This is a genomic window from Bradyrhizobium sp. 14AA (genome assembly GCF_054185205.1).
This window is the reverse complement of the sequence record NZ_JAVAYM010000001.1, coordinates 1,010,089-1,034,082: the sequence shown is the minus strand read 5'-3', so window position 1 is coordinate 1,034,082 and position 23,994 is coordinate 1,010,089. Positions and strand designations below refer to the sequence as shown.

17 protein-coding genes are annotated in these 23,994 nt (G+C 64.9%); 3 read left to right on the top strand and 14 right to left on the bottom strand.

Translation table 11 applies throughout. The features are described 5' to 3' along the window. Positions 1-30 precede the first annotated feature (30 nt). Positions 31-1,416 (bottom strand): efflux RND transporter periplasmic adaptor subunit, encoded by a 1,386-nt coding sequence (locus RAD15_RS04905; RefSeq protein ID WP_458174892.1) that lies wholly within the window; start codon positions 1,414-1,416, stop codon positions 31-33. Further along, on the bottom strand, positions 1,406-2,890 hold the full coding sequence (locus RAD15_RS04900; RefSeq protein WP_458174890.1) for an efflux transporter outer membrane subunit: 1,485 nt from the start codon (positions 2,888-2,890) through the stop codon (positions 1,406-1,408). Before RAD15_RS04900 ends, RAD15_RS04905 begins: the two co-directional genes overlap by 11 nt. Before the next feature lie 721 nt (positions 2,891-3,611). Between RAD15_RS04900 and RAD15_RS04895 the strand changes: the two genes are divergently transcribed. Beyond that, positions 3,612-4,646, top strand: a complete 1,035-nt coding sequence (locus RAD15_RS04895) for a cysteine synthase A (RefSeq protein WP_458174888.1) — start codon at positions 3,612-3,614, stop codon at positions 4,644-4,646. A gap of 61 nt (positions 4,647-4,707) precedes the next feature. On the opposite strand, the gene RAD15_RS04890 is transcribed toward RAD15_RS04895, so the two are convergent. From RAD15_RS04890 to RAD15_RS04860, 7 genes are all read right to left on the bottom strand, one after another. Continuing rightward, complete coding sequence (locus RAD15_RS04890; RefSeq protein ID WP_458174886.1) at positions 4,708-6,945, bottom strand: O-linked N-acetylglucosamine transferase, SPINDLY family protein; 2,238 nt, start codon at positions 6,943-6,945, stop codon at positions 4,708-4,710. Positions 6,946-7,079: 134 nt separating this feature from the next. After that, positions 7,080-9,263 carry a tetratricopeptide repeat protein gene (locus RAD15_RS04885; RefSeq protein ID WP_458174884.1) on the bottom strand — a complete coding sequence of 728 codons (2,184 nt, stop codon included), beginning with the start codon at positions 9,261-9,263 and terminating at the stop codon, positions 7,080-7,082. Between the two features lie 244 nt (positions 9,264-9,507). Next, positions 9,508-11,748, bottom strand: coding sequence for an O-linked N-acetylglucosamine transferase, SPINDLY family protein (locus tag RAD15_RS04880; RefSeq protein ID WP_458174882.1), 2,241 nt, complete (start codon positions 11,746-11,748; stop codon positions 9,508-9,510). A gap of 100 nt (positions 11,749-11,848) precedes the next feature. Then, positions 11,849-12,586, bottom strand: a complete 738-nt coding sequence (locus RAD15_RS04875) for an amino acid ABC transporter ATP-binding protein (RefSeq protein ID WP_458174880.1) — start codon at positions 12,584-12,586, stop codon at positions 11,849-11,851. Between the two features lie 11 nt (positions 12,587-12,597). Continuing rightward, a complete protein-coding gene (locus tag RAD15_RS04870; protein WP_458174878.1) occupies positions 12,598-14,118 on the bottom strand; it encodes an amino acid ABC transporter permease in 1,521 nt (506 codons plus the stop codon). Beyond that, the gene (locus RAD15_RS04865) at positions 14,115-15,320 is read right to left on the bottom strand and encodes an amino acid ABC transporter permease (RefSeq protein ID WP_458174876.1); all 1,206 of its coding nucleotides are present in this window, start codon (positions 15,318-15,320) and stop codon (positions 14,115-14,117) included. The genes RAD15_RS04870 and RAD15_RS04865 overlap by 4 nt, the downstream gene beginning before the upstream one ends. Before the next feature lie 25 nt (positions 15,321-15,345). Next, positions 15,346-16,362 (bottom strand): amino acid ABC transporter substrate-binding protein, encoded by a 1,017-nt coding sequence (locus RAD15_RS04860; RefSeq protein ID WP_458174874.1) that lies wholly within the window; start codon positions 16,360-16,362, stop codon positions 15,346-15,348. A 397-nt stretch (positions 16,363-16,759) separates the two neighbouring features. On the opposite strand from RAD15_RS04860, the gene metC reads away from it, so the two are divergent. Continuing rightward, on the top strand, positions 16,760-17,944 hold the full coding sequence (gene metC, locus RAD15_RS04855; protein WP_458174872.1) for a cystathionine beta-lyase: 1,185 nt from the start codon (positions 16,760-16,762) through the stop codon (positions 17,942-17,944). A 132-nt stretch (positions 17,945-18,076) separates the two neighbouring features. Then, positions 18,077-19,768: a Na/Pi cotransporter family protein gene (locus RAD15_RS04850; RefSeq protein ID WP_458174870.1), complete on the top strand. Its 1,692-nt coding sequence runs from the start codon at positions 18,077-18,079 to the stop codon at positions 19,766-19,768. On the opposite strand, the gene RAD15_RS04845 is transcribed toward RAD15_RS04850, so the two are convergent. From RAD15_RS04845 to RAD15_RS04825, 5 genes are all read right to left on the bottom strand, one after another. Next, on the bottom strand, positions 19,739-20,179 hold the full coding sequence (locus RAD15_RS04845; RefSeq protein WP_458174868.1) for a DUF3592 domain-containing protein: 441 nt from the start codon (positions 20,177-20,179) through the stop codon (positions 19,739-19,741). The genes RAD15_RS04850 and RAD15_RS04845 overlap by 30 nt on opposite strands. A gap of 32 nt (positions 20,180-20,211) precedes the next feature. Further along, entirely contained in the window at positions 20,212-20,550 is a 339-nt protein-coding gene (locus RAD15_RS04840) for a lipid-A-disaccharide synthase N-terminal domain-containing protein (protein WP_458174866.1), read from the bottom strand. Beyond that, positions 20,547-21,299 carry a glycosyltransferase family 2 protein gene (locus RAD15_RS04835; RefSeq protein ID WP_458174864.1) on the bottom strand — a complete coding sequence of 251 codons (753 nt, stop codon included), beginning with the start codon at positions 21,297-21,299 and terminating at the stop codon, positions 20,547-20,549. Before RAD15_RS04835 ends, RAD15_RS04840 begins: the two co-directional genes overlap by 4 nt. A gap of 64 nt (positions 21,300-21,363) precedes the next feature. After that, the gene (locus RAD15_RS04830) at positions 21,364-22,209 is read right to left on the bottom strand and encodes a phosphatase PAP2 family protein (protein ID WP_458174862.1); all 846 of its coding nucleotides are present in this window, start codon (positions 22,207-22,209) and stop codon (positions 21,364-21,366) included. A 1-nt stretch (position 22,210) separates the two neighbouring features. Then, positions 22,211-23,953 carry an ArnT family glycosyltransferase gene (locus RAD15_RS04825; protein WP_458174860.1) on the bottom strand — a complete coding sequence of 581 codons (1,743 nt, stop codon included), beginning with the start codon at positions 23,951-23,953 and terminating at the stop codon, positions 22,211-22,213. Positions 23,954-23,994 lie beyond the last annotated feature (41 nt).

Genomic DNA, 23,994 nt, shown 5'->3' with positions numbered 1-23,994 from the left:
TGCCTGCCGCTCAGGCGGCTGTTGTCGGGATCATGGCTGCTTGGCTCCAGGTCCCGATGCCCCCGGCCCCGGTGCCGGTCCGGTCTGCCCCTTCTGGTCGCCTTCGGCGCTGTTCCGCTTGGCGCGGTGTTCGTCGTCCTTCTGGCCGTCCTTTGCCTGGCCATCCTTCTTCTGGGCATCCGGCCCGCGCGAGCGCTTGCGCGGGGCGAGATCGGCCGACGGGGTCTGGTCGTCGCGGCCGACAATCACCTTGGAGCCGTCGGACAGGTTGGCAAAGCCCGTGGTGACGACCTTGTCGTTCGCTGACAGACCGCTGGCGATGACGGCGTCATGCTCGTTCTGCTGCGTCACGGTCACGGGCTTGGCCGAGACGACATTGTCCTCGCCGATGACGTAGCTGAAGGTCCCGATCGGTCCGCGCTGCACGGCCGAGGTCGGCACCACCAGCGCCTGCGTCAAGGTCTCGACCTTGAGACGGACGTTGACGAACTGGCCGGGCCAGAGCTGGTAGTTGGCGTTGGGAAACTCGGCCTTGAGCTTGAGCGTGCCGGTGGTCTGGTCGACCTGGTTGTCGATGCCGGTCAGCTTGCCGGTGTCGATCACGGTGACGCCGTCATTGCCGAACACGTCGACGGCAAGCGTGCCCTTGGCGGCCGCCGCGTTGACGCGCATGATCTGCTGCTGCGGCAGGCTGAACCACACCGCGATCGGCTGCAATTGCGTGATCACCACGAGGCCCGTGGTGTCGGCGGCGTGGATGATGTTGCCCTGGTCGACCTGGCGCAGGCCGGCTCGGCCCGAGAGCGGCGCCACGATCTTGGTGTAGCTCAACGTTGCCGCGGCATTGTCGATCGCAGCCTGGTCGGCCTTCACCAGCGCCTCGGTCTGCGCGACCAGCGCACGCTGGGTGTCGGCCTGCTGCTTCGAGCCGGCGTTGGACGCCGCGAGCTGCTCGTAGCGCGTGAGATCGATGCGCTGGTTGGCGAGCTGGGCCTGATCCTGCGCCTTCTTGGCGACCGCCTGGTCATACGTCGCCTGATAGAGCGCGGGATCGATTTCGCCGAGCACGTCGCCCTTCTTGACGTCCTGACCTTCGGTGAAGTTGACGGCGATCAGCTTGCCGTCGACCTGTGAGCGTACGGTGACGGTGTTGAGCGCGCGAATCGCGCCGACGCCGTCGAGATAAACAGGCACGTCTTGGATGCGCGGCGTCGCCGCCAGCACCGGCACCGGCAGATCGGGCCGCTGGTTGCGGCCGTTGGCCTGCTGCGGCTGTTGATGCCAGACGGTCCATCCGAAATAGCCGAGCCCGCCGAGGATCGCGAGCGTGATCAGGGTCATGACGAAGCCGCGGCCGGGCGATGTCTTCGCCGTCCCCTCTTTCGCGCCTTGCTTGGTATCCGGCTTAAAGAGCATTGACCGGTTTCTCCATCCTCGGCTCCCAGCCGCCACCGAGCGCCTGATACAGGCTGACGATGGCCAGAAGCCGCGCGAGTTGGGCCTGCGACAGCGCGTCTTCCGCCTGGAACAGGGTCAGTTGGGTGTTGAGCACGGTCACGATGTCGGCTGTGCCGGCGCGCAATTGCTGCTCGGAGAGATCGAAGGCGCGGCGCGAGGCGGCAACGACGTCGCGCTGCAATTGCAGCTTGATCGTGGTCTGCTTGATCGAGAACAGCGCGTTGTCGACGTCGGTGAAGGCCTGAACGATGGTCTTGCGGTAGGTCTGCAGCAGCTCGTCCTGCCGAGCCTTGGCGAATTCGAAATTGCCGAGGATCTTGCCGCCGTCGAAGATCGGTTGCGTGGCGCTGCCGACGAGCTGGAAGAACGCGGCATGCGGCTGGAACAGCGACACCAGCGCCGAACTCTGGTAGCCGCCGTTGCCGGTGAGCTGAATGGTCGGAAAGAACTGCGCGCGGGCGTTGCCGATGTTCGCGGTCGCCGAGGCGAGCTGGGCCTCCTGCCGGCGGATGTCCGGCCGCTGCGTCAAAAGCTCCGACGGCAGGCCGGGCGTGACGCGCGGGATCGCGATCCGGTCCAGGGAGCCGCCGAGCACGCGCACGCTCTCGGGCGGGCGCGAGACCAGCACGGCGAGCGCGTTGACGTTCTGGTCGAGCGTCTGGCGCAGCGGCGGCACCAGCGCCTTCTGGTTGGCGAGCACGCTCTCCTGCTGGGCGACGTCGAGATCGGTGCCCGTCCCCGCCTTGCGCCGCTCCCTGACGGCATCGAGGATGCGCTGCGCGCTCGCAATATTGCGCTGTGATGTCCTGAGGCGGTCCTGCGAGGCCAGCACCTGGAAATAGGCATTGGCCACGCCGGCAAGCGTCGTCAGCGCGACCGTGTCGCGATCGAAGCGGTTGGCGTTCGCCGTCTCTTCCGCCGTCTGCAACGCATCGCGGTTCTGTCCCCAGAAGTCGAGCTGATAGCTCGCGCTCAGCGAGGCCTGGTAGTTGACGACCTCACGGCCGCCATTGGTGAGACCGGACGACGATGAGCCCGACGTGCGCGAATAGGTCTCCTGCCCGGTGCCGGACAAGCCCGGCAGCAGTGCCGCGCCTGCCTGCCGCGCCTGGGCGTCGGCCTGGACGATGCGCGCGACGGCGGCGGCGATGTCGAGGTTGACGGTCTGCGCCTCCTCCATCAGCTGCGTCAGCTCCGCGGAGCGGAAGCCGCGCCACCAATCCAGCGACGGCGGCGCATCCCCCTTGCCCGCGTATTTGTACTGCGTCGGCACGTCGAGCGCGGGATCCGGAAGATCCTGGGTCAGCACGCAGGCGCCAGAGCCGGCAGCGAGGCACGCGACCGCAAGCCAGCGCGCCGCACGCCGCGTCCGGGATCCAGAACCTGGAGACCGCCGCATCGCGATCGCAGGAACATCCTGTGTCACATCCACCCCCCGCCGGGCAGATCGAGCCGCCGCCGCGCAACCGGATTAACCGATTCGCGGCGGGACGGTCGGGGGGCTATGTGGAGCTCGTTCACAGCGATGATGCTTTCTGCGGAACCTTGAGCGTCATACTAGCCGGGCGCGGAACAGCGGGACAGTCCCGCAGGTGCGAAATGCCCACCCGAACGAGCCGATATCAAAATCGTGAAAATGCAAAATAGTCCTGTCTTGCAGCGACTTCTTGCATTCCGTCTCGATCCGGAGGCGTGCTCAAGCTTACCAAGATTTCATGTGATATCGCGGTCACGCCAGCGCGGCGCGATCCGGCCGCACCAGCCTGCAGCAGCAGCCAAGGCTCCAGCTCGGCCCGAAGCCTGGTCTCGCCATTCTCGCAGCTCGCCGAAAACGAACAGGCGTTCGTCTGCAAGGAGGCCTGTCTTCCGCCGTCCGCGCGCCATCTGGGCTCTTCGACAGTGAAGATTGGTCGTGCGGAGCACTGACGACGACCGCCATCTTCCATGTTTCGGCAGAGAGTCAGTATATCGTCCTACCGACGTCCTGCCTCGCGGCCTGGCATCATCGATGCCCGTCTCTCCTCCAAAATATCCTGGCCTGGCGGGCGTTTCGGCCGATCTCGCCGCAGCGCAAAAGCCTTCCCCTTTGGCCTCTCAAGCACTAGGTTCTGGCCTAACCTGCTCAACCCCTTTTGGTAGTGATTTCCCCCGACATGACCATTCGAAACGACGTTGTCGAAGCCATCGGCAACACCCCGCTGATCAAGCTCAAGCGCGCCTCGGAATTGACCGGCTGCACCATTCTGGGCAAGGCCGAGTTCATGAATCCCGGCCAGTCGGTGAAGGATCGCGCCGGCAAATGGATGATCCTGGAAGCCGAGAAGCGCGGCGAGCTCAAGCCCGGCGGTCTCGTCGTGGAAGCGACGGCCGGCAATACCGGCATCGGGCTTGCGGTCGTCGCCAGCGCGCGGGGCTACCGCACGTTGATCGTGATCCCGGAGACGCAGAGCCAGGAGAAGAAGGATTTCCTGAAGCTGTGCGGAGCCGAGCTGATCGAGGTGCCGGCCCTTCCTTACGCCAACCCCAACAGCTATCAGCATGTCGGCCGCCGGCTTGCCGACGAGTTGCGCAAGACCGAGCCCAATGGCGTGCTGTTCGCCGACCAGTGGAATAACCTCGACAATGCCAAGGCGCATTACGAGTCCACGGGCCCGGAGATCTGGGAACAGACCGGCGGCAAGGTCGACGGGTTCGTCTGCTCGGTCGGCAGCGGCGGCACGCTGGCCGGCATCAGCCGCTATCTGAAAGAGAAGAACAAGGACATTCGCATCGCCTGCGCCGATCCGCATGGCGCGGGCATGTATGAATACTTCAGGACCGGTGATCCCAAGGCGACGCCCGGCGGCTCGATCACCGAGGGCATAGGCCTCAACCGCGCCACCGCGATCGTCGAGACCGCGAAGGTCGACGACGCCTATCTCGTTCCCGACGCCGAAGCCGTGACGGTGATCTACGAACTGCTCCAGCACGAGGGCCTGTGCCTCGGCGGCTCCACCGGCATCAACATTGCCGGGGCGGTGCGGCTGGCAAAACAGCTCGGGCCCGGCAAGACCATCGTCACCGTGCTCTGCGATTCCGGCAGCCGCTATCAGTCAAAACTGTTCAACGCGGATTTCATGCGCGCCAAGAACTTGCCGGTGCCGGAGTGGCTGGAGAAGCGCAGCAACATCAAGCCGCCGTTCGTTTGATCGCCGCAGCACTGCTCACGTCGGGGACGCGCGTCCACAACGTCCCCGCGGTTCGGCCGGTTTAGGCCACCTCGCCGCGTTCCGAGGTTGCGGCACAATAGTCGCGCCAGAACCGGCGATAGGCCGCTTCGACCTCGCGCGTGTAGATCTCGACATTGCCGGCGCGCGAGGCTGCGATCCGGGCCGGCAATTCGGCGCGCAACTTCGCCAGATGCGCGGGCTGCGCCGCATATTTGCAGGCGATCGCGGCGTACCCCTCCTGGTCCTCGGCGACCCAGTCGTCGAGGCCGACGGCCGCCACGATCGAACCGCCGGCGCGTGACGAGGCACCCTTGCCGAGCTTGGCGACGACCGGAACGCCCGCATAGAGCGATTCCCAGGTGCTGATGCCGCCGTTCTGCGGGAATGGATCGAGCGAAATATCGACGTTCGCGAAGGCCCGCAGATGCTCCGCGCGCTCGGACGTGCCCAGGCAGGTGATGTTTTCTTCCGCAATCCCCTGCGCCACGAACCGTGCGAGGAGGCCGTCGCGCACCAAGGGATCGTCAAGCAGTGTATGCTTGATGATGATCTTCGATCCGGCCACCTCGCGCATCACCTTCGACCACACGCGGATGGCCTCGTCCGAGATCTTGTTGACGCGGTTGAACACACCGAAGGTTACATGGCCGTTGCGGAGCATGGGAAGCTCCGAAGGCGGCACGTCCAGGATCGGATCGATCGTGATCAGGCACGGCAGGTCATAGACTTTTTCAGCAAGCAGATGCCGCGCCGATTCCGGAATGAAGATGGGATCCGCGAGCACGTAGTCCATGGTTCGAAGGCCCGTGCCCGTCGCATGCCCGAAGCCCGTGACCTGGATGGGAGCCGGCTTCCGCGCGAAAACAGGGAGCCTGTTGCCCGACGAATGCCCGGACACATCGATCAGGATATCGACCCTGTCGGCCTGAATGCGATCGGCGAGCTCGTCGTCCGAAAGTTGCCAGGCGTCGACCCAGACGTCCGCCATCGACTTGAATTCGGCGGTCGTCTCATCTCGTCGCGGCGAGCACGAATAGCAAACGATCTCGAACCTGGCGTGATCGTGATGGCGCAGCACCGGCAGCAGGCCCAACGCCGCCGAGTGGTACCAGAACTCGGCCGCGACATAACCGATCACGATCCGCCTGTCGGAATCGAGCTGCCTGGGTGCGAGATTCCTTTGCGGCACCCTGGCGCCGACCGTTTCACCCCAATATTTCCGCGCGGCCTGCTGGACTGCGAAGTCGGCCTCGGGGAGAAAGTCGAGAAAGAAGATCTTCCGCGCGATCAAGTCCGGATCCGGCGCGATGGCCAGCGCGGCGTCGAGATGGTCGATCGCGGATGCGATCTCTCCCTGGTTCGCAAAACAGGCGCTCAATAGCGCGAGCGCGATCGCCGAGCGCGGATTCTCCTCGAGCAACGTCTTGCAGGCCAGGATCGCCTGCGCCGTATTCCCCATGCTCAGCGAGACTTCCGCCTTCCCCCGCAAGGCCACCTCGAGCTTCGGCGCAAGCGCAAGTGCTGCATCAAAATCTGCTGCCGCCCGTTCCGGCCGCGACAGCGCAAAGTTGAGCCGTCCGCGGTGCGCCAGGACCTTCGGCGAGCCGGGCCTGATCGCGAGCGCCGCTGCAAGCGCGGCTTCCGCCTCATCGTAGTGCTTGAGCTCGATACTGACCACGCCCTTGCCGACGAGCGCTTCGGCATGACGCGGCTGAAACAGCACCGCGCGCTCGAAACTTTGCCTGGCGCGATCGAACTGGCCCAGCGCCAGTTCCGCCAGGCCGCGATTGCAGAGCGCATCGGCATAGTCGGGCTTCAGCTTGATGGCGCGATCGTACATCTCGATGGCCTGCTCGGGCAGGTTCATCTGGAGCAAGGTATTGCCGAGGCCGGTCAGGGCCGGGGCAAAATTCGGCTTCAGCGCGATCGCCTTCTCCTGGCATGCACGAGCGGCCTCGAATTTCTGCAGGACGAAGTATACGGCTGCGAGATTGTTGTGGGCCTCGTGCGAACGCGGATCGATCGCGATCGCGCGCTCGAGCAGCTGTTGTGCCTCTTCCAGGCGCCCGCCCTGCTGCACGCTCAGGCCGAGCAGGTGCGTGGCGTCGAAATGATCCGGAATAGCCTGCAGGACCTGGCGGCAGAGCGCCTCGGTCTCCGCATATTTGCCCTGGCCGTAGGCGCTCGCCGCGGCGGGGATGACGGCATCCGCCTGCTTCTTCAATTTCTTCTGCAATCGCGCATTCTGGAATGCGCGCGCGCCGGCGCTGCTCTGCAAGGTGTCTCTCCGGAGATGGCCCGCGGAGAGTCTAGCTGATTCGCGTGCCTGGCCGGCTGATCGGCGGCACCGGCAACACCGCCGCAATCTCCCGGGCGATCGGGCGCAGGAACCGCCAGGTGCGTCCGGCCTGCCTACGCAGCGTCGCCGGCTTCCGACGCCGCGGCACAATACTCACGCCAGAACTGGCGATAACCCGCTTCCAGCTCACGCGTATAGATCTCGACATTGCCGGCGGGCGAGGCTGCGATCTGAGCCGGCAAGCCCGCGCGCAACTTCGCCAGATGCTCGGGCTGCGACGCAAACTTGCGGGCGATCTCGACATAGCCATCGTCGTCCTCGGCGACCCAGTCGCCGAGACCGACGGCGGCCACGATGGAGGCGCCGGCACGCGAAGAGGCCCCAATGCCGAGCTTGGCGACGACGGGAACGCCCTTGTAGAGCGATTCCCAGGTGCTGATGCCGCCATTCTGCGGGAACGTGTCGAGCGAAATATCGATTTTGTCAAAGGCCATCAGGTGGTCGTCGCGCGAGGTGCTGCCGAGGCACGTGATGTTCTGCTCGGCGATGCCCTGCACCACGAAGCGCGCGACGAGGCTATCGCGCAGCAGGGGATCATCGAGCAAGCCGTGCTTGAGAACGATTTTCGATCCCGGCACCTCCCGCATGATACGCGACCACACACGGATCGCATCATCCGAGATCTTGTAGATGCGGTTGAACACGCCGAAGGTGACGTAGCCGTTGCGGAGCATTGGCAGTTCGGAGGGCTGCAGATTTGTGACGGGCTCCATCGTGATCAGGCACGGTAGATCGTGGATTTTTTCGGCAAACAGGTGCCGGACCGCCGGGGGAATGAAAACGGGATCCGCGAGCACATAGTCCATGGTCTGCATGCCCGTGCCCGTCGCGTGTCCGAACCCAGTGGCCTGGATCGGGGCCGGCTTCCGCGCGAACATCTGCAGCCTATTACCGGTCGTGTGGCCCGAGACGTCGATCAGGATGTCGACATTGTCGGCCTCGACGCGATCGGCGAGTTCGTCATCCGAAAGCCCCCAGGCGTCGACCCAGACGTCCGCCAGTTCCTTGAAGATCGCGGTGTATTCGTCCGCTCCCGGCCAGGAGTAATAGCAGATGATCTTGAAGTTGGCGTGATCGTGATGGCGCAGCACTGGCAGCAAGGTGAGCCCCGCCGAGTGTTGCCGGAATTCGGCGGCGACATAGCCGACCACAATCTGCTTGTCCGGATCGAGCGGCCGCTTCGGCAGCGTCCGCCGCGGCACCTTGGAGCCGATCAGGTCCCACCAATCCCGTCGCACCGCCTGCTGGAGCGCGAAATCGGCTTCGGCGCGGTAGTCCTGCAAGAAGATCTTGCCCCGGATCGCATCCCCATAGTCCGGGCGAATCGCCAGCGCACGATCGAGATATTCGATCGCGACGTCCATATCGCCCTGGTTCGAATAGGAGAAGCCCATCAGGGCCAGGCCCATCTCGGAACGGGGATTTTGCTCGATCAAGGCCGTCGCGGCCGCCATCGCCTGCGCGGTCTTTCCCATCACGAGGCAGGCCTGCGCCTTGCCCCGCAGGGCCAGTTCGAGCTTGGGCGAGATCGCGAGCGCCGCGTCGAAATCCGCAAGCGCCTCGTGCAGACGCTGCAACTCGTAACTGAGCCGCCCACGCTGGGCCAGGATTCTCGGCGAGCCGGGCTTGATCGCGAGCGCCATGGCAAATTTGGCTGCCGCCTCCTCGTGATGCCGCAGCTCCATGCTGACCATGCCGTTACCGACGATGGCCTCGGCGTGACGCGGCTGAAACAGCAAGGCGCGATCGAAACTTTCCTTGGCGCGCTCGACCCGTCCAAGCAAGATCTCGACCATGCCGCGATTGCAGAACGCATCGGCATAATTCGGCCTGATCTTGATGGCGCGCTCGTGCAGCTCGAGCGCCTGTTCATACTGCCCCAGATGCATCAGCGTATTGCCGAGGTTGGTCAGTGCCACCGCGAAATTCGGCTTCAGCGAGATGGCCTTCTCCTGGCACCGCCGCGCCTCCTCGAAATTGCCGAGGTCGAAATACACGGTCGCAAGATTGTTGTGGGCGTCGTGCAGACGCGGATCGAGCGCGATCACGCGCTCGAGCAGCTCCTTCGCCTCCTCGAGGCGCCGGCCGTCATGCGCACACATCCCGAGCAGGTGCATGGCGTCGACATGTTCCGGAAGCGCTTTCAGGATCTCACGGCAGAGCGCCTCGGTCTCGGCGTATTTTCCCTGGCCATAGGCGGCGGCCGCGGCGGAGAGGATGGCGTCCGCCTGCTTCATCAATTTCTTCTGCAATCGCGCGTTCTGGAATGCGCGTGCGCCAGCGCCGCTGTTTTGCAAGGTTGCTCTCCGGAGAATGGCCCAGGATGAGTCTAACTGATTCGCAAGCCTGGCCAGCCGGTCGGCTCCTCCGGCAACGGCCCCGGGATTTTCCGGTGTTCAGCGTTCAGGAACAGTTGCCCGCGCGCCCGTCCAAAGCTGATGTCGATCAGCTCAGGCATCCCACCCGGCACAGCCGATCTGCCTACCCATCCTCGCCGCGCTCCGAGGCCGAGGCACAATAGTCGCGCCAGAACTGGCGATACCCCGCCTCGACCCTGCGCGTGTAGACCTCGACATTGCCGGCAGGCGAAGCGGCGATCTGGGCCGGCAATTCCGCGCGCAGCTTCGCCAGGTGAGCGGGCTGGGCGGCATATTTGCAGGCGATCGCGGCATAGCCCTCGTCGTCCGCGGCGACCCAGTCGTCAAGACCGACGGCCGCCACGATCGACCCGCCTGCGCGTGATGACGAGCCGTTGCCGAGCTTGGCGACAACAGGTACGCCCGCATAGAGAGATTCCCAGGTGCTGATGCCGCCGTTTTGCGGGAAGGTATCGAGCGAAATGTCGACATCGGCAAACGCCCGCAAGTGCTCGTTGCGCGGCGTCGAGCCCATGCAGATGACGTTCTCCTCGGCAATGCCCTGTGCCACGAACCGCGCGACCAGGCGGTCGCGCAGCAAGGGATCATCGAGCAGACCGTTCTTGATGATGATCTTCGATCCCGTCACCTCGCGCATCACTTTCGACCACACCCGGATCGCTTCGTCCGAGATCTTGAAGATGCGGTTGAACACGCCGAAGGTCACATAACCGTTGCGGAGCATGGGAGGCTCCGAAGGTGGCACGTTCAGAATGGGATCGATCGTGATCAGGCACGGCAGGTCATAGACCTTTTCGGCCAGCAGATGGCGCGCCGATTGCGGAATGAAGATCGGGTCCCCGAGCACGTAGTTCATGGTCTGCAGGCCCGTGCCGGTGGCGTGCCCGAAACCCGTGACCTGGATGGGGGCCGGCTTCCGTGAGAACACATGGAGTCTGCTGCCGGTCGTATGCCCGGACACATCGATCAGAATATCGATTCCGTCAGCCTGGATACGATCGGCCAGTTCGTCGTCCGACAACTGCGCGACATCGACCCAGACGTCTGCGCAAGGCTTGAACCTCTCGGTCATCCCATCCTGCAACGGCCAGCAGGAATAGCAGACGATCTTGAACTTGGCGTGGTCATGATGGCGCAGCACCGGCAACAGGGTGTATGCCGCCGAATGCTGCCTGAATTCGGAAGCGACATATCCGATCACGATCCGCCTGTCCGGATCGAGATCGCGCGGCGACAGCGTCCTTTGCGGAAGCTTGGCGCCGATCTGATCCCACCAGTATTTTCGCGCCGCCTGCTGGACCACGAAATCGGCCTCCGGCAGGTAATCCAGCACGAAAATCTTGTATCCGATGGCCTCGGGAAAGTCCGGCGCGATCGCCAGTGCCGCGTCGAGATGTTCGAGCGCCGTCGCGATGTCTCCCTGGTTCGCATAGCAAGAGGCCAGGAGCGACATGCCCGCCTCGGATTGCGGATTGACCTCGAGCAGGGTCTTGATGCCCGCCATCGCCCCCGCCGTGTTCCTCACGAAAAGGTCGACCTGCGCCCTCCAGCACAGCGCGAGTTCGTTCCGGGGCGATTGCGCCAGCGCGGCGTCGAAATCCGCGCCCGCCTGCTCCAGCCGGTACAGGGTCATATGGAGCCGTCCGCGCTGCACCAGAATTCTCGGCGAGCCCGGCTTGAGCGCGAGCGCAGCGTCGAAAGCGGCTTCCGCCGCCTCGAAATGCCTGAGCTCGAGGCTCACCATGCCCTTGCCGGCGATCGCTTCCGCATGCCCCGGCTGAAACGACAGGGCGCGATCGAAGTGCTCCCCGGCGCGCTCGAACTGGCCGATCATCAGTTCCGCCATGCCACGATTGCAAAATGCGTCGGCATAGTCCGGCTTCAGCCTGATGGCGCGCGCGTGCAGTCCGATCGCCTCTTTGGGGAGGCCCAGGTGCAGCATCGTATTGCCGAGATTGGTCAGGGTGACCGGACAATTCGGCTTCAGCGCAATGGCCTTCTCCTGGCATGCGCGGGCGTCCTTGAATTTATCGAGCGCGAAATACACGGCGCCGAGATTGCCATGCGCATCGGGCGAACGCGGATCGAGCATGGTCGCACGCTCGAGCAGGAACTGCGCGTCCTCGAGCCACCCGCCGTCGAATGCGCGCAGGCCGAGCAGGTGCGTGGCGTGGAAATGATCCGGAACCTCTTTCAGAATCTCGCGGCAGAGTGTCTCGGCCTCGTCAAGCCTGCCCTGCCCGAGCGCCTCGATGGCGAAGGACATGACGGCGTCCGCCTGCTTCCTCAACTTCTTGTGCAATCGCGCGTTCTGGTAGGCGCGCGCGCCGAGACTGCTCTGCAAGGTTTCTCTCCGGAGGATGGTCCGGAAAGAGCCAAGCCGATTCGCATGGTGCCAGGCTTGCGTGTCGGTCCGGCCGGCAAGGCCGCCGGACTGCGGGGGCTCAGCGCAAAATCTGGCTCAGGAACAGCTTCGTGCGGGCGTGCTGCGGGCTGGCGAAGAACTCGTTCGGGGTGTTGGCCTCGATGATCTGGCCGGCGTCCATGAAGACCACGCGGTTGGCGACCTCGCGGGCAAAGCCCATTTCGTGGGTGACGACCAGCATGGTCATGCCCTCCTCGGCGAGGTCGACCATGGTGTCGAGCACCTCCTTGACCATCTCGGGATCGAGCGCCGAGGTCGGCTCGTCGAACAGCATGACCTTCGGGTTCATGGTCAGCGCGCGGGCGATCGCGACGCGCTGCTGCTGGCCGCCGGACATCTGGCCCGGAAACTTGTTGGCCTGGTGCGGGATCTTGACCCGCTCCAGGAATTTCATCGCGGTCGCCTCGGCATCCCGCTTGGGAATGTTGCGCACCCAGATCGGCGCCAGCGTGCAGTTGTCGAGCACAGTGAGGTGCGGGAACAGATTAAAGCTCTGGAACACCATGCCGACTTCGCGGCGCACGGCGTCGACGTGCTTGAGGTTCGGCCCGAGCTCGATGCCGTCGACGACGATCTCGCCCTCCTGGAATTCCTCCAGCGCGTTGATGCAGCGGATCAGCGTCGACTTGCCGGAGCCCGAGGGCCCGCAGATCACGATGCGCTCGCCCTTGCGAACCTCGAGGTCGATGTCGCGCAGGACGTGAAACTCGCCGTACCATTTGTTCAGGCCGGAAATCTTGACGATGGGGTCGGACATGATGACCTCGATCAGTTGCGACGGTGGGCGTTGAGGCGGTGCTCGACGAACAGCGAGTAGCGCGACATTCCAAAGCAGAAGATGAAGTAGATGATCCCGGCGAAGGCGAAGCCGGTGAACGCGGTCGACGGCGTCGACCATTTCGGGTCCGAGAACGAGGCCCGGAGCGAGCCCAACAGGTCGAATAGCGCCACGATCGAGACCAGTGACGTGTCCTTGAACAGCGAGATGAAGCTGTTGACGAGGTTCGGGATCACGTGGCGCAGCGCCTGCGGCAGGACGATCAACGAGGTCGTCTTCCACCAGGACAGTCCCAGCGCCGCCGCGGCCTCGCCCTGCCCGCGCGGGATCGCGGCAAGCCCGCCGCGGACGTTCTCGGCCTGATAGGCGCCCGTGAACAGCGCGATGCCGATCAGCGCGCGCACCAGGCCGTCGACGGTGAAATTGCCCGGCAGGAACAGCGGCAGCATGTAGGTGGCGAAGAACAGCACGGTGATGAGCGGCACGCCGCGCCAGAACTCGATGAAGGCGATCGAGAAGATCCGGATCAGTGGAATGGTGGAGCGGCGGCCGAGCGCGAGCGCAATGCCGATCGGCAACGAGGTGACGATGCCGGTGACGGAAACCACCAGCGTCACCAGAAGCCCACCCCACAGGCTCGTCTGCACAATGGGAAGGCCGCCGTGATCGAGCCCCATCAGCTTGATCACGATTGCGATGGCGACGAAGGTGGCGATGCTCGATGTCAGAGCGCGCCATCCGGTACGCAAGCCGCCGCCGAGGATGAACACGATCGAGGAGACGACGACGGTCGTGATGGCGACATCGCCCCAGACCGACTGTCCTGTCCCCTGGATCTGATCACGCAGCCAGATCAGCGGAAAGATCAGCCAATAGATCGCTGTGCCGATGAGCACGACAAAGTTGCCGATCACCCACAGCAGCGGCGCGAAAGTGGACGTCTTGCCGAGATTGAGCAGCACCTGCCCTGCGCTGATGATGCTGTCGTCGAACAATTGCAGGAGGCTCGCCGTCCAGCTCAGGCCAAAGCCGGTGATGCCGCCGCCATGCAGAAGGAAGAAGGCGACCACCGGGAAGGCGAAAAAGAACAGCCCGGCATTGAGCCCCTTGGCCGGTAGGCGCGGAACGAGCATTGGCACCAGCAGGACCGCTGCCAGGACGAACGTGAGGTTGACCCGCCAGCGCTCGGCCTCGGGATAGAAGCCGTAGATCAGCTGCGGCAGCTTGGCCTGGATGTAGGGCCAGCAGGCGCCGACCGTGAAGCCGGCGTTCTCGGCGAGGCATGCCGTGCGGTCCTTGCCGGTCCAGACCGCATCGACCATCAGGAACCTGACCGAGGGAACGATGGTGACCCAGAGCAGCAAGGCGCCGAGGATCGTGAGCAGGATGTTGGTCGGCGAGTTGAACAGCCGGGTGCGTACCCAGCCGACGAGGCCCGTGGTCTTCACCGGCGCGGGACGCTCGTTGACGAGGTCGTGGCGAACGAAGGAGGACGAGGTGATATCGCTCATGCGCCAAGGCTCCGGCTGACGCGCCAACCGTAGACGCTCATGACGGCGCTGGTGACGAGCGAGATCAGCAGATAGACGCCCATCGTCATGGCGATGATCTCGATCGCCTGCCCGGTCTGGCTCAGCGACGTGCCGGCGAACACCGACACCAGATCAGGATAGCCGATCGCGACCGCGAGCGAGGAATTCTTGGTGAGGTTGAGATACTGGTTGGTCAGCGGGGGCACGATGACGCGCATCGCCTGCGGCACGACGATCAGCCGAAGCGTGGTGCCGCGGCTGAGGCCGAGTGACGACCCCGCCTCCATCTGTCCCTTATGGACGGACAGGATGCCGGCGCGCACGATCTCGGCGATGAAGGCGGCGGTATAGGTCGACAGCGCGAGCGTCAGCGCCACGAACTCCGGGATGATGCGTGAGCCGCCGGCGAAATTGAAGCCCTTGAGCTGCGGCAGCTCGAAGGTGAAAGGCAGACCGAACACCAGCGTGGTGAGGAGCGGCAGCCCGAACAACAGGCCCAGCACAGTGGGCCAGATGCGGATCATCCGCCCTTCCTGAAACAGCGCCCGCCGGGCATAGAAGCGGAGCGCCAGCGAGGCGACGATGCCGAGCGACAGCACCGCCATGAACGGCTCGAACCCGCTCTCGCCGATCGGGCGCGGAATGACGAGACCGCGATTGCTGACGAAGGCAAGGCCCAGCAGCGAGATGCTCTGCCGCGGATTGGGGAGTGCCGCGAGCACCGCCAGGTACCAGAACAGAATCTGGAACAGCAGCGGCAAATTGCGGATGATCTCGACATAGATCTCGCCGACGCGCGAGAGCAGCCAGTTCGGCGATAGCCGGCACAGCGCGACGACGAAGCCGATCAATGTGGCGAAGACGATGCCCACCACCGAGACCACGAGCGTGTTGAGGAGCCCGACCACGAACACGCGCAGGAACGTGTCCGAGCCGGTGTAGGGGATCAGCGTCTGGTTGACGTCGAAGCCGGCATTGTTGCGGAGGAAGCCGAAGCCGGCGGCGATGTGCTGGTTCTCGAGGTTGGCGCGGGTGTTGGAGATGATTTCATAAGCAATCCACCCCAGGACCGCCGCGAAGGCAAACTGGACGGCGACGCCGTTCCAGCCAGTCTTGCCGCCCAGAACGCGCCTGATCTTCAGCGCGATCTGGGCCGGCGGTTTTCGAGCCTCGGTGCTCATCGCCGCTTCAGCCGTTCAGGCGAGATCAGCGGATCGGTGGCGCGTACTGGAGACCGCCCTTGTTCCAGAGATTGTTGAGACCGCGATTGATGGCGAGGGGCGAGCCCGCGCCGACGTTGCGGTCGAACACCTCGCCGTAATTGCCGACCGCCTTCACGATCCGTACCACCCAGTCCTTGGTCAGGCCGAGCTGTTCGCCGAAATTGCCGTCGGAGCCGAGGACGCGCTTCAGCTCCGGATTTTCCAACTTCGCCTTCTCGTCGACATTCTTCGAGGTCACGCCGAGCTCTTCGGTGGTAACGAGGGCGAACAGCGTCCATTTCACGATGTCGAACCATTGGTCGTCGCCGTGGCGCACCATCGGCCCGAGCGGCTCCTTCGAGATGATTTCGGGGAGCACCATGTGGTCGTTGGGATTGGCAAGCTTGAGACGGTTCGCGTAAAGGCCCGACTGGTCGGTGGTGAAGACATCGCAGCGCCCGGCCTCATAGGCCTTGACGGTTTCGTCGTTGGTGCCGAACGCGATCACCTCGTACTTCATGTTGTTGGCCTTGAAGTAGTCGGCGAGATTCTGTTCGGTGGTGGTGCCGGTCTGGACGCAGACCGAGGCGCTGTTGAGTTCGAGCGCCGAATTCACCTTGAGCGACTTCTTCACCATGAAGCCTTGCCCGTCATAGTAGGTCACGCCGGTGAAGTTGGCGCCGAGCGAGGTATCGCGCGAGATGGTCCAGGTGGTGTTGCGCGAGAGCACGTCGACCTCGCCGGATTGCAGCGCCGTGAAACGATCCTTGGCGGACAGCGGTACGAATTTGACCTTGGTCGGATCGTTGAAGATCGCCCCGGCGATGGCGCGGCAGACGTCAACGTCGAGGCCGGTCCAGTTGCCCTTGTCGTCGGGCGAGGAGAAACCCGGCAGGCCCTGGCTGACGCCGCAGGACAGCGTGCCCCGGTCCTTGATGGTCTTGAGCGTTTGCGCATCGGCGGCTTGGGCAGTCAGGCCGGCGGCGAGAGCGAGAGTGAGAGCCAGGGTTACGCGTTTCATGGGCTTGGGGCCTTTCAAAGTCGTCTCAAGGTCAGGAACGTTGTCTTTGGGGATCATCTCTGCCAGGGCTAATCGTACCAGGGCTAACCTTGCAAGAGTCATGCTGGAAAACCTTGCCGAACACTCGCCCATCCCGAGAGGCCATACCCTAATCCCCGCCGCAGGCGCCCGCCGTTTTGGCCGTGGCGCAAGGTCCGGTCAGACGATGGATCGAAGGTCGCGGCTGCCCCTCAACATGCGGCGACTGAATAGCACCTACGCATTGGAGGGCGGCCGGCGAGCCGGGTCAAGGGGTTGACGGGACTCTTCTGTGTTCTGTTATTAACGACAGCGGCCTCCGGCCAGCCCGTAAGGCGCCAAGCGCGCCCGGCGGAAACGCGGTTTTGAAAGCAGACGCATGGATTCCTCGCACCCCTCCGAGCAGCACGCCGAGACCCGGCTGGTCACCTCCGGCCGCGACACCAAGGCGCAGAAGGGGTTCGTCAATCCGCCGGTGTTCCACGGCTCGACCGTGCTCTATCCGACCGCCGAGGACCTGCACGCCCATCGCGGCGAGTTCACCTATGGCCGCCACGGCACCCCGACGACCAGGGCGTTCCAGGACACGCTGATGGCGCTGGAGGGGCCGCAATGCGCCGGCGTCGGCATCGTGCCGTCGGGGCTGTCCGCGATCTCGACCACCCTGCTCTCGGTGCTCAAGGCCGGCGACCACATTCTGGTCGTCGACAACGTCTATCGGCCCTCGCGCAATTTCTGCAACGGCATGCTGACCCGCTTCGGCGTCGAGACCACGTACTTCGACCCGCTGATCGGCGCCGGCATCGAAAAACTGTTCAAGCCGAACACTCGCGCGGTGCTGGTGGAGGCGCCGGGCTCGCAATCCTTCGAGATGCCCGACATTCGCGCCATCGCCGAGGTCGCGCATGCGAAGGGCGCGCTCGTCATCGACGACAACACCTGGGCAACGCCGCTCTATCACCGCTCGCTCGAGCAGGGCGTCGACATCAGCATGCAGGCAGCCACCAAATATATCGGCGGTCATTCCGACATCATGTTCGGCACCATCTCGGCCAACGCCAAGGCCTGGCCGCAGATCGCCGAAGGCATCCGCCTGCTCGGCGTCTGCGCCGGTCCTGACGACGTCTTCCTCGCGCTGCGCGGCCTGCGCACGCTGTCGGTGCGATTGGCGCAGCATCATCGTTCCGGGCTCGACATGGCGCGCTGGCTCGCCGCCCGTCCCGAAGTCGCGCGCGTGCTGCATCCGGCGCTCGAGAGCGATCCGGGCCACGCGATCTGGAAGCGCGACTTCACCGGCGCCTCAGGCCTGTTCAGCATCGTGCTGAAGCCGGCGCCGCAGAAGGCCGTCGACACCATGCTCAACACGCTCAAGCTGTTCGGCATGGGCTTTTCCTGGGGCGGCTTCGAGAGCCTCGCGATTCCCTTCGACTGCGACGACTATCGCACCGCGACCAAGTGGTCGCCGGGTGGCCCGACGCTGCGTCTGCACATCGGGCTCGAGAACGTCGACGATCTCAAGACCGATCTCGACCGCGGCTTCGCTGCCCTCAAGGCGGCAATGTGAGCCTGCTCACAAGGCATTGCGCCACGGGAACGAGCAACCGACGCAAACGTTAACGCCGCACGCCAACAAAGGGTTTGATCCTCAGACGTTTGGCGCTAGCCTCACCAATCGACTCCAATCCGGACACGGAGCATGGGAACGTTGGTTCTGCTCGATCTGATGGGCGGCGTGGCGCTGTTGCTGTGGGGCCTGCACATGGTCCACAGCGGAATTCTGCGCGCGTTCGGTCCCGATCTGCGGCGACTGCTCGGAAAGGCGCTTGGTAATCGCTTTAATGCGTTCGCCGCCGGCCTCGGGCTCACCGCGCTGCTCCAGAGCAGCACGGCGACCGCCCTGATCACCAGCTCGTTCGCGGCCGAGGGCCTCGTCAGCCTCGCCGCGGCGCTCGCCATCATGTTGGGCGCCAATGTCGGCACGACACTGATCGTGCAGGTGCTGTCGTTCAATATCGCGGCCGTTGCCCCCGTGCTGTTCGTGCTCGGCCTCGTCGCCTTCCGTTCCGGCCCGCGCTCGCGGATCAAGGACGTCGGCCGCGTCTGCATCGGCCTCGGATTGATGCTGCTGTCGCTGCACATCCTGCTCGACACGCTGGCCCCGGCGGAGAACGCGCCGGGCGTTCGCGTCATGATGTCGGCGATCACGGGCGATCCCATCCTGTGCATCGTCATCGCGGCGCTCGTCACCTGGGCGGTGCATTCGAGCGTCGCCAGCGTGCTGCTGATCATGTCGCTGGCCTATTCGCAGTTCATCTCGCCCGAGGCGGCGCTGGCCCTGGTGCTGGGCGCCAATCTCGGCAGCGCCATCAATCCCGTGTTCGAAGGCGCCAGGCGCGACGATCCCGCGAGCTATCGTCTGCCGGTCGGCAATCTCGTCAACCGCGTGGTCGGGATCGTCCTCGTCCTACCGTTCCTGAACGTCATCGCCGGGCACATGCATGCCTGGCAGCCGGATCTCGCGAAGATGACGGCGGCTTTCCACATCGCCTTCAACGTCGGCACGGCCGTCATCTTCATCGGACTGCTCGACACCATGTCGCACCTGTTGACGCGGCTGCTGCCCGATCGGGTGCAGGAGACCGACCCGGCCCGTCCGCGCTATCTCGACGAGAGCGCGCTGGAAACGCCGTCACTGGCGCTTGCCGACGCCGCCCGCGAGGTGCTGCGCATGGGCGACCTCGTCGAGGTCATGCTGCGCAAGGTGATGACCGCGATGATGACGGGCGACCGCGCGCTGGTCGATCAGGTCTCGAAGATGGACAATGTCGTCGACAGTCTCGACGAGGCCATCAAGCTCTATGTGACCAAGCTCATGCGCGGCAGCCTCGACGAGAGCGAGGGGCAGCGCGCCATGGAGATCGTCTCCTTCGCCATCAACCTCGAGCATATCGGCGACATCATCGACAAGAGCCTGAGCGAGCTTGCGACCAAGAAGATCAAGCGCCGCTTCCAGTTCTCGGCCGAGGGCGCCGAGGAACTCGCCGCCTTCCACAAGCGCACGATGGAATCGCTGCGGATCGCCTTCGGCGTGTTCATGTCGGGCGATGCCAATGAAGCGCGCAAGCTGCTGGCGGAGAAGACCACGCTCAAGAACACCGAGCTCGCCGCCGTCGAGCGCCATCTCGACCGCCTGCGCGAGGGCCGCCCCGAGACCATCGAGACCACCTCGCTGCATCTCGACGTGCTGCGCGACCTGCGCCGCATCCACTCGCATATCTGCTCGGTCGCCTATCCCGTGCTGGATGCGGCCGGCGAGCCCTATCGCAGGAACGAGACGGAGACCGCTACCCTGCCCGCGTCAGGCACGGCGTCGGCGCTGCCGCGTTAATCCAGCGCGAACGAGAACCGCACCTCCCGTCAGAAGCAGGCCGGCGCCGCAAAGCAGGCTAGGCACGATCCACAGCGTCAGGAACGACAGCAGTCGCGCATCTTCGGGCCGCCGGGGATCGTAGGCGATCCCGACCCGCTCGCCGTCCGCATAGGGTTGCCCGGTCGACCCCGACGAGGACGCGAAGGTCATCGCGCGGCCGTCCTGCGTCACGAATTCAAATGTCGGATAGAGAAAGGTCCCGCCATGGTTTCCGCCGCTTCGCGCGCCGGCGCCGGCGAAGCGCGCCTCCGTCCGCTCGGACCTTGCGAGAAATGCGATGGTGCTGCCGAACTCGAAAAGGCCGAGGCCAAGCGAGACCAGGCCGACCAGAACAACCGATGCGAACAGAACGATCGCTGACTTGCTCATTCCGATCGCGAAATCCGGATGCCGGCCCTTGTTCACCGCTCCAGCGTCTTCGAGCTGCGGCCGCGGTTCTTGATGATCAGCATGATGTTGCGGACATAGATGATGGTCGCCAGCGCCTGTCCGAGAATGATGACCGGCTCGCGCTTCACGACGCCGTAGACCAGCGTCATCAGCCCGCCGCCCATCGAGCAGAACCAGAACGCCATCGGCACCACGCTGTTGCCGGCGCGTTCGCTCGCGATCCACTGCACGAGGAAGCGTGCCGTGAAGAACAGCTGCGCGACGAGACCAAACGCCAGCCAGAAATCGAACTTGGCGACGAAGACGTCGTAGAGATAGTTGCTCAGCGCCTGACCGAATTGAATGATCATGCGTTCACCTCAGTCACATCTGGTGTCGGTTTCTTGCGGCGGATCAGCCACCACACGCCGGCGAGATCCATGATGCCGATCCACAGCCGGTCGAAGAAGCCATAATTGGACACGCCGGAACGGCGTGGCCGGTCGATCACGTCGACATAGGCGATGTCGTAGCCTTCGCGGCGGACCAGCGCCGGCAGAAAACGATGCAGCCCGTCGAAATAGGGCATCATCAGGAACACCTCGCGGCGGAACGCCTTCAGCCCGCAGCCGGTGTCGCGCGTGCCATCGTTCAGGATCGTGTTGCGAACCTTGTTCGCCACGCGCGACTGGAATTTCTTGAAGCCGGTATCCTTGCGCCCGACGCGTTGCCCCGCAGCGAGGCCGACGCGCCCTGCCCCCTTCTCGACGGCCGCGATCAGGTCGGGCAGGAAAGCCGGATTGTTCTGGCCGTCGCCGTCGAGCGTCGCCACGATCACCCCGCGCGCCGCACGCACGCCGCTGCGCACGGCCGCCGACTGGCCGCCCGACCTGGCGTGACGCAGCTGACGCAGATTGCTCCGCTGCGCCATGATGGTCTCGAGCCGTTCGCCGGTCGCGTCCGTCGAGCCGTCGTTGACGTAGATGATCTCGTAATCCCAGCGGCCGTCGAGCGCCGTCGTGATCTCCTCGATCAGGGGCGCGATGTTGTCGGCTTCGTTGCGCACGGGAACGATGATGGAAACCGAGGGCTGGGAAACCGAAGGCTGGGACGTCGACAAATGAGGCTCGTGGTTGGAATTGGCCTGCCCTCGGGGAACCGGCGGTCCCGGCAGGCAGCCGCTTTTATGAGGCGGATGCCCCGCGGGCAACCCTTTTGAGACGCCCGCCGACCGGTCCCGGAAGGGCCAAGATGCTGCCGTCGGCGCGGATGGCAAAAGCGAGCCGCCGGGCCGCGAACCAGTAGCGGACGGCCATGGCACCGACCAGGCCGACCAGGGCGCCGGCCGTGACGTCGCTCGGGTGATGGGCCAGCAGCACCAGGCGCGTCAGCAGGATCACGATTGCGTAAGTGAACATGAACACGCGCAGGCGCGGCCACAGCGCCGAGACCGCAAACGCCAATGCGAACGCCGTCACCGCATGGCCCGACGGCAGGCTGGCATAGGCCCCGCTGCCCTCGAACGGGATGAAGTTGAACGGATCAGCCTTGCCGCCGACGAACGGCCGCCCGCGGCCGATCAGATATTTCAGGATCTCGGCGACGAATACCGACACGGCAACAGACAGAAATATGTACTGAAGGCGCGTGCCGAGGCCGAGCAGCAGCGCGCGGCGGGGACCATGAAGCCCGGCCGCAACGAGCGCCAGCGCCACCAGCGCAACTCCGAGCACCGAGAGCACATAGTCGTCCTTGCCGAAATCGGTGAGGATGCGGATCGGCCACAGGCTGGGCGTGCCGCGCGCCGGCATCAGCTGGATCTCGGTCAGGTCGAACGCGACCATCAGCGCGATGATCAAGGCCGCGCCCGCCGCGCTGAGCCACAGCGAGTGCCGCGCCAGCTTTCGCGCGGCCTCGGCGCGGCGCGAATGCGAGGGTGTGCGGACCAGCTGCGCCAGCGCACGCCCCGACACGGAGAGCAATTGCGCGGGGTAGCCCGCCTGCGGCGCGATATCGGTTGAGACCGGCATCCTATTCGGTGCCTTCGGAGCGGAAGATCGAGATCGAGATCGCGCGCCCTTGCGAGAAATTATAGCCGTCGATCCGCGAGCCGACCTTGTAGCGCAGCCCGATCGCCTCGGCGCGCTGCACGAAGCTGCGCTCCGAGCGCTGCTCGATCAGCGCGAAGCGGCAGCTTCCTTGCCGCAGGAAATCCGCAGCGCCCGAGCCGTCGGTGAGCAGCGTCTGGGTGCCCGTCAGGAAGACGAGGCTCGGCTCGTGATAGCCCGCCGCAGCCGCCTTCGGCCCGACACAGGTGACGTTGCGAAGCGCGCGCGCGACCTCGATGCTCGGAAACAGCGGCGTCAGCGACGGCAGCACGATGCCGTAGACCACGACCGCCAGCATCAGGGCCGCAACCAGCGCGTTGAGCACCGAGCGCTCGGCGCGGTTGGTGTCGAACAGCCACCAGGCGAACAGGCCGAAGATCAGCGAGGCCGCGATGAACGGCCAGGCCACGAAAGCCGGCTGCCGAGTCAGCATCACCGCGCCGACAACGGCGATGATCGAGGCGGCGGCGGGGATCGCGAACCACCAGGCCGAGCCGCGCATCAGCCAGGACCGCGACAGCACGCGCCGCTCCACTGCGCCGACGGTGAGGATCGCGATCGCCGGATACAGCGGCAGCACGTAATGCGGCAGCTTGGTCAGCACCGCCTCGAACACGATCCAGGACGGGATCAGCCAGGCCAGCAGGAATTGCGCACCGGGCTCGCGCCGCGCCCGCCACACCGCGGGCGCTGCCATCGCCGCCAGCGGCGCGCCGGGCCAGAAGGTGATCCAGAACAGCGCGAGGTAAAGCCCGGGCGGCGCACCATGGGATTCCTGGGCACCGATCTTGCTCAGCATGTCGCCGCCGACGGAGTCGGCGAAGAAGGCATCGCCCGCGCGCCAGAAGATCGCGACGAACCAGGGCAGCACCAGCACCAGCATCCACATCAGGCCCCAGAGCGGGCGCAGCTTCCAAAGCCAGGAGGCGTCGCGATCCAGGATCGCGAGCGTGACGATGGTGAACCCTGCGAACATCAGGATCAGCGGGCCCTTGATCAGGATGCCGACCGCGAGCGCGGTCCAGAAGATCGCGGGCCAGCTCCAGGGTGGATGCGTCTCGTCTTCGGCGCGTTGCCAGGACAGATAGGCCCGCGCCATCGCCCCCATCGCAGCGACGACGCAGAACAGCAGCATGGCGTCGGTCTTGGCGAGCCGCGCCTCGACGCCGAGCAGCACAGAGGCGCACATCAAGAGCGCCGCGAGCACCGCGGCGCGCCGCGTGACGAAGCCGAGCGCCGCCCAATAGGTCATGAGCACGGCGCCGATCGCACCTAACAGCGACGGCAACCGGTAAACCCAGATCCGCAATTCGGCCTTCGGCAGCTTGAGCGCCGAGGCGGCTTCAACCGCGGCCGACTGCAACCAGTAGATGCCGACCGGCTTCTTGTAGCGGACGTCCTCCTGGAAACGGATGTCGACATAGTCGCCGCTCTCGACCATCTGCTTGGTGGCCTGGGCAAAGCGCGCCTCGTCGCGGTCGACGGGGGGGATGGTGAAGAAGCCCGGCAGGAACAACAGCAGCGCGCACACCAGCAGGAAGCCAACGGCGCGGGCATGGCTGGCCGTGACGATGTCGAGCATGGCCACGAGCCGGCTGCCCGGATTTACGGGCGTTTTCGGCTCACGGGGCGCTCCAAAACGGGGAGTTGGGTAGGTCTCGGCCATTGGTTCCGCTTACGCTGAAACCGCCATCGCCACAACCGCTT

Coding starts and splice junctions, on each gene's coding strand:
- RAD15_RS04905 (WP_458174892.1), bottom strand. CDS start 1,416: ATGCTCTTTAAGCCGGATACCAAGCAAGGCGCGAAAGAGGGGACGGCG.
- RAD15_RS04870 (WP_458174878.1), bottom strand. CDS start 14,118: ATGAGCGATATCACCTCGTCCTCCTTCGTTCGCCACGACCTCGTCAAC.
- RAD15_RS04860 (WP_458174874.1), bottom strand. CDS start 16,362: ATGAAACGCGTAACCCTGGCTCTCACTCTCGCTCTCGCCGCCGGCCTG.
- RAD15_RS04830 (WP_458174862.1), bottom strand. CDS start 22,209: ATGCCGGTCTCAACCGATATCGCGCCGCAGGCGGGCTACCCCGCGCAA.
- RAD15_RS04865 (WP_458174876.1), bottom strand. CDS start 15,320: ATGAGCACCGAGGCTCGAAAACCGCCGGCCCAGATCGCGCTGAAGATC.
- RAD15_RS04875 (WP_458174880.1), bottom strand. CDS start 12,586: ATGTCCGACCCCATCGTCAAGATTTCCGGCCTGAACAAATGGTACGGC.
- RAD15_RS04825 (WP_458174860.1), bottom strand. CDS start 23,953: ATGGCCGAGACCTACCCAACTCCCCGTTTTGGAGCGCCCCGTGAGCCG.
- RAD15_RS04840 (WP_458174866.1), bottom strand. CDS start 20,550: ATGATCATTCAATTCGGTCAGGCGCTGAGCAACTATCTCTACGACGTC.
- RAD15_RS04885 (WP_458174884.1), bottom strand. CDS start 9,263: ATGAAGCAGGCGGACGCCATCCTCTCCGCCGCGGCCGCCGCCTATGGC.
- RAD15_RS04845 (WP_458174868.1), bottom strand. CDS start 20,179: ATGAGCAAGTCAGCGATCGTTCTGTTCGCATCGGTTGTTCTGGTCGGC.
- RAD15_RS04895 (WP_458174888.1), top strand. CDS start 3,612: ATGACCATTCGAAACGACGTTGTCGAAGCCATCGGCAACACCCCGCTG.
- metC (WP_458174872.1), top strand. CDS start 16,760: ATGGATTCCTCGCACCCCTCCGAGCAGCACGCCGAGACCCGGCTGGTC.
- RAD15_RS04850 (WP_458174870.1), top strand. CDS start 18,077: ATGGGAACGTTGGTTCTGCTCGATCTGATGGGCGGCGTGGCGCTGTTG.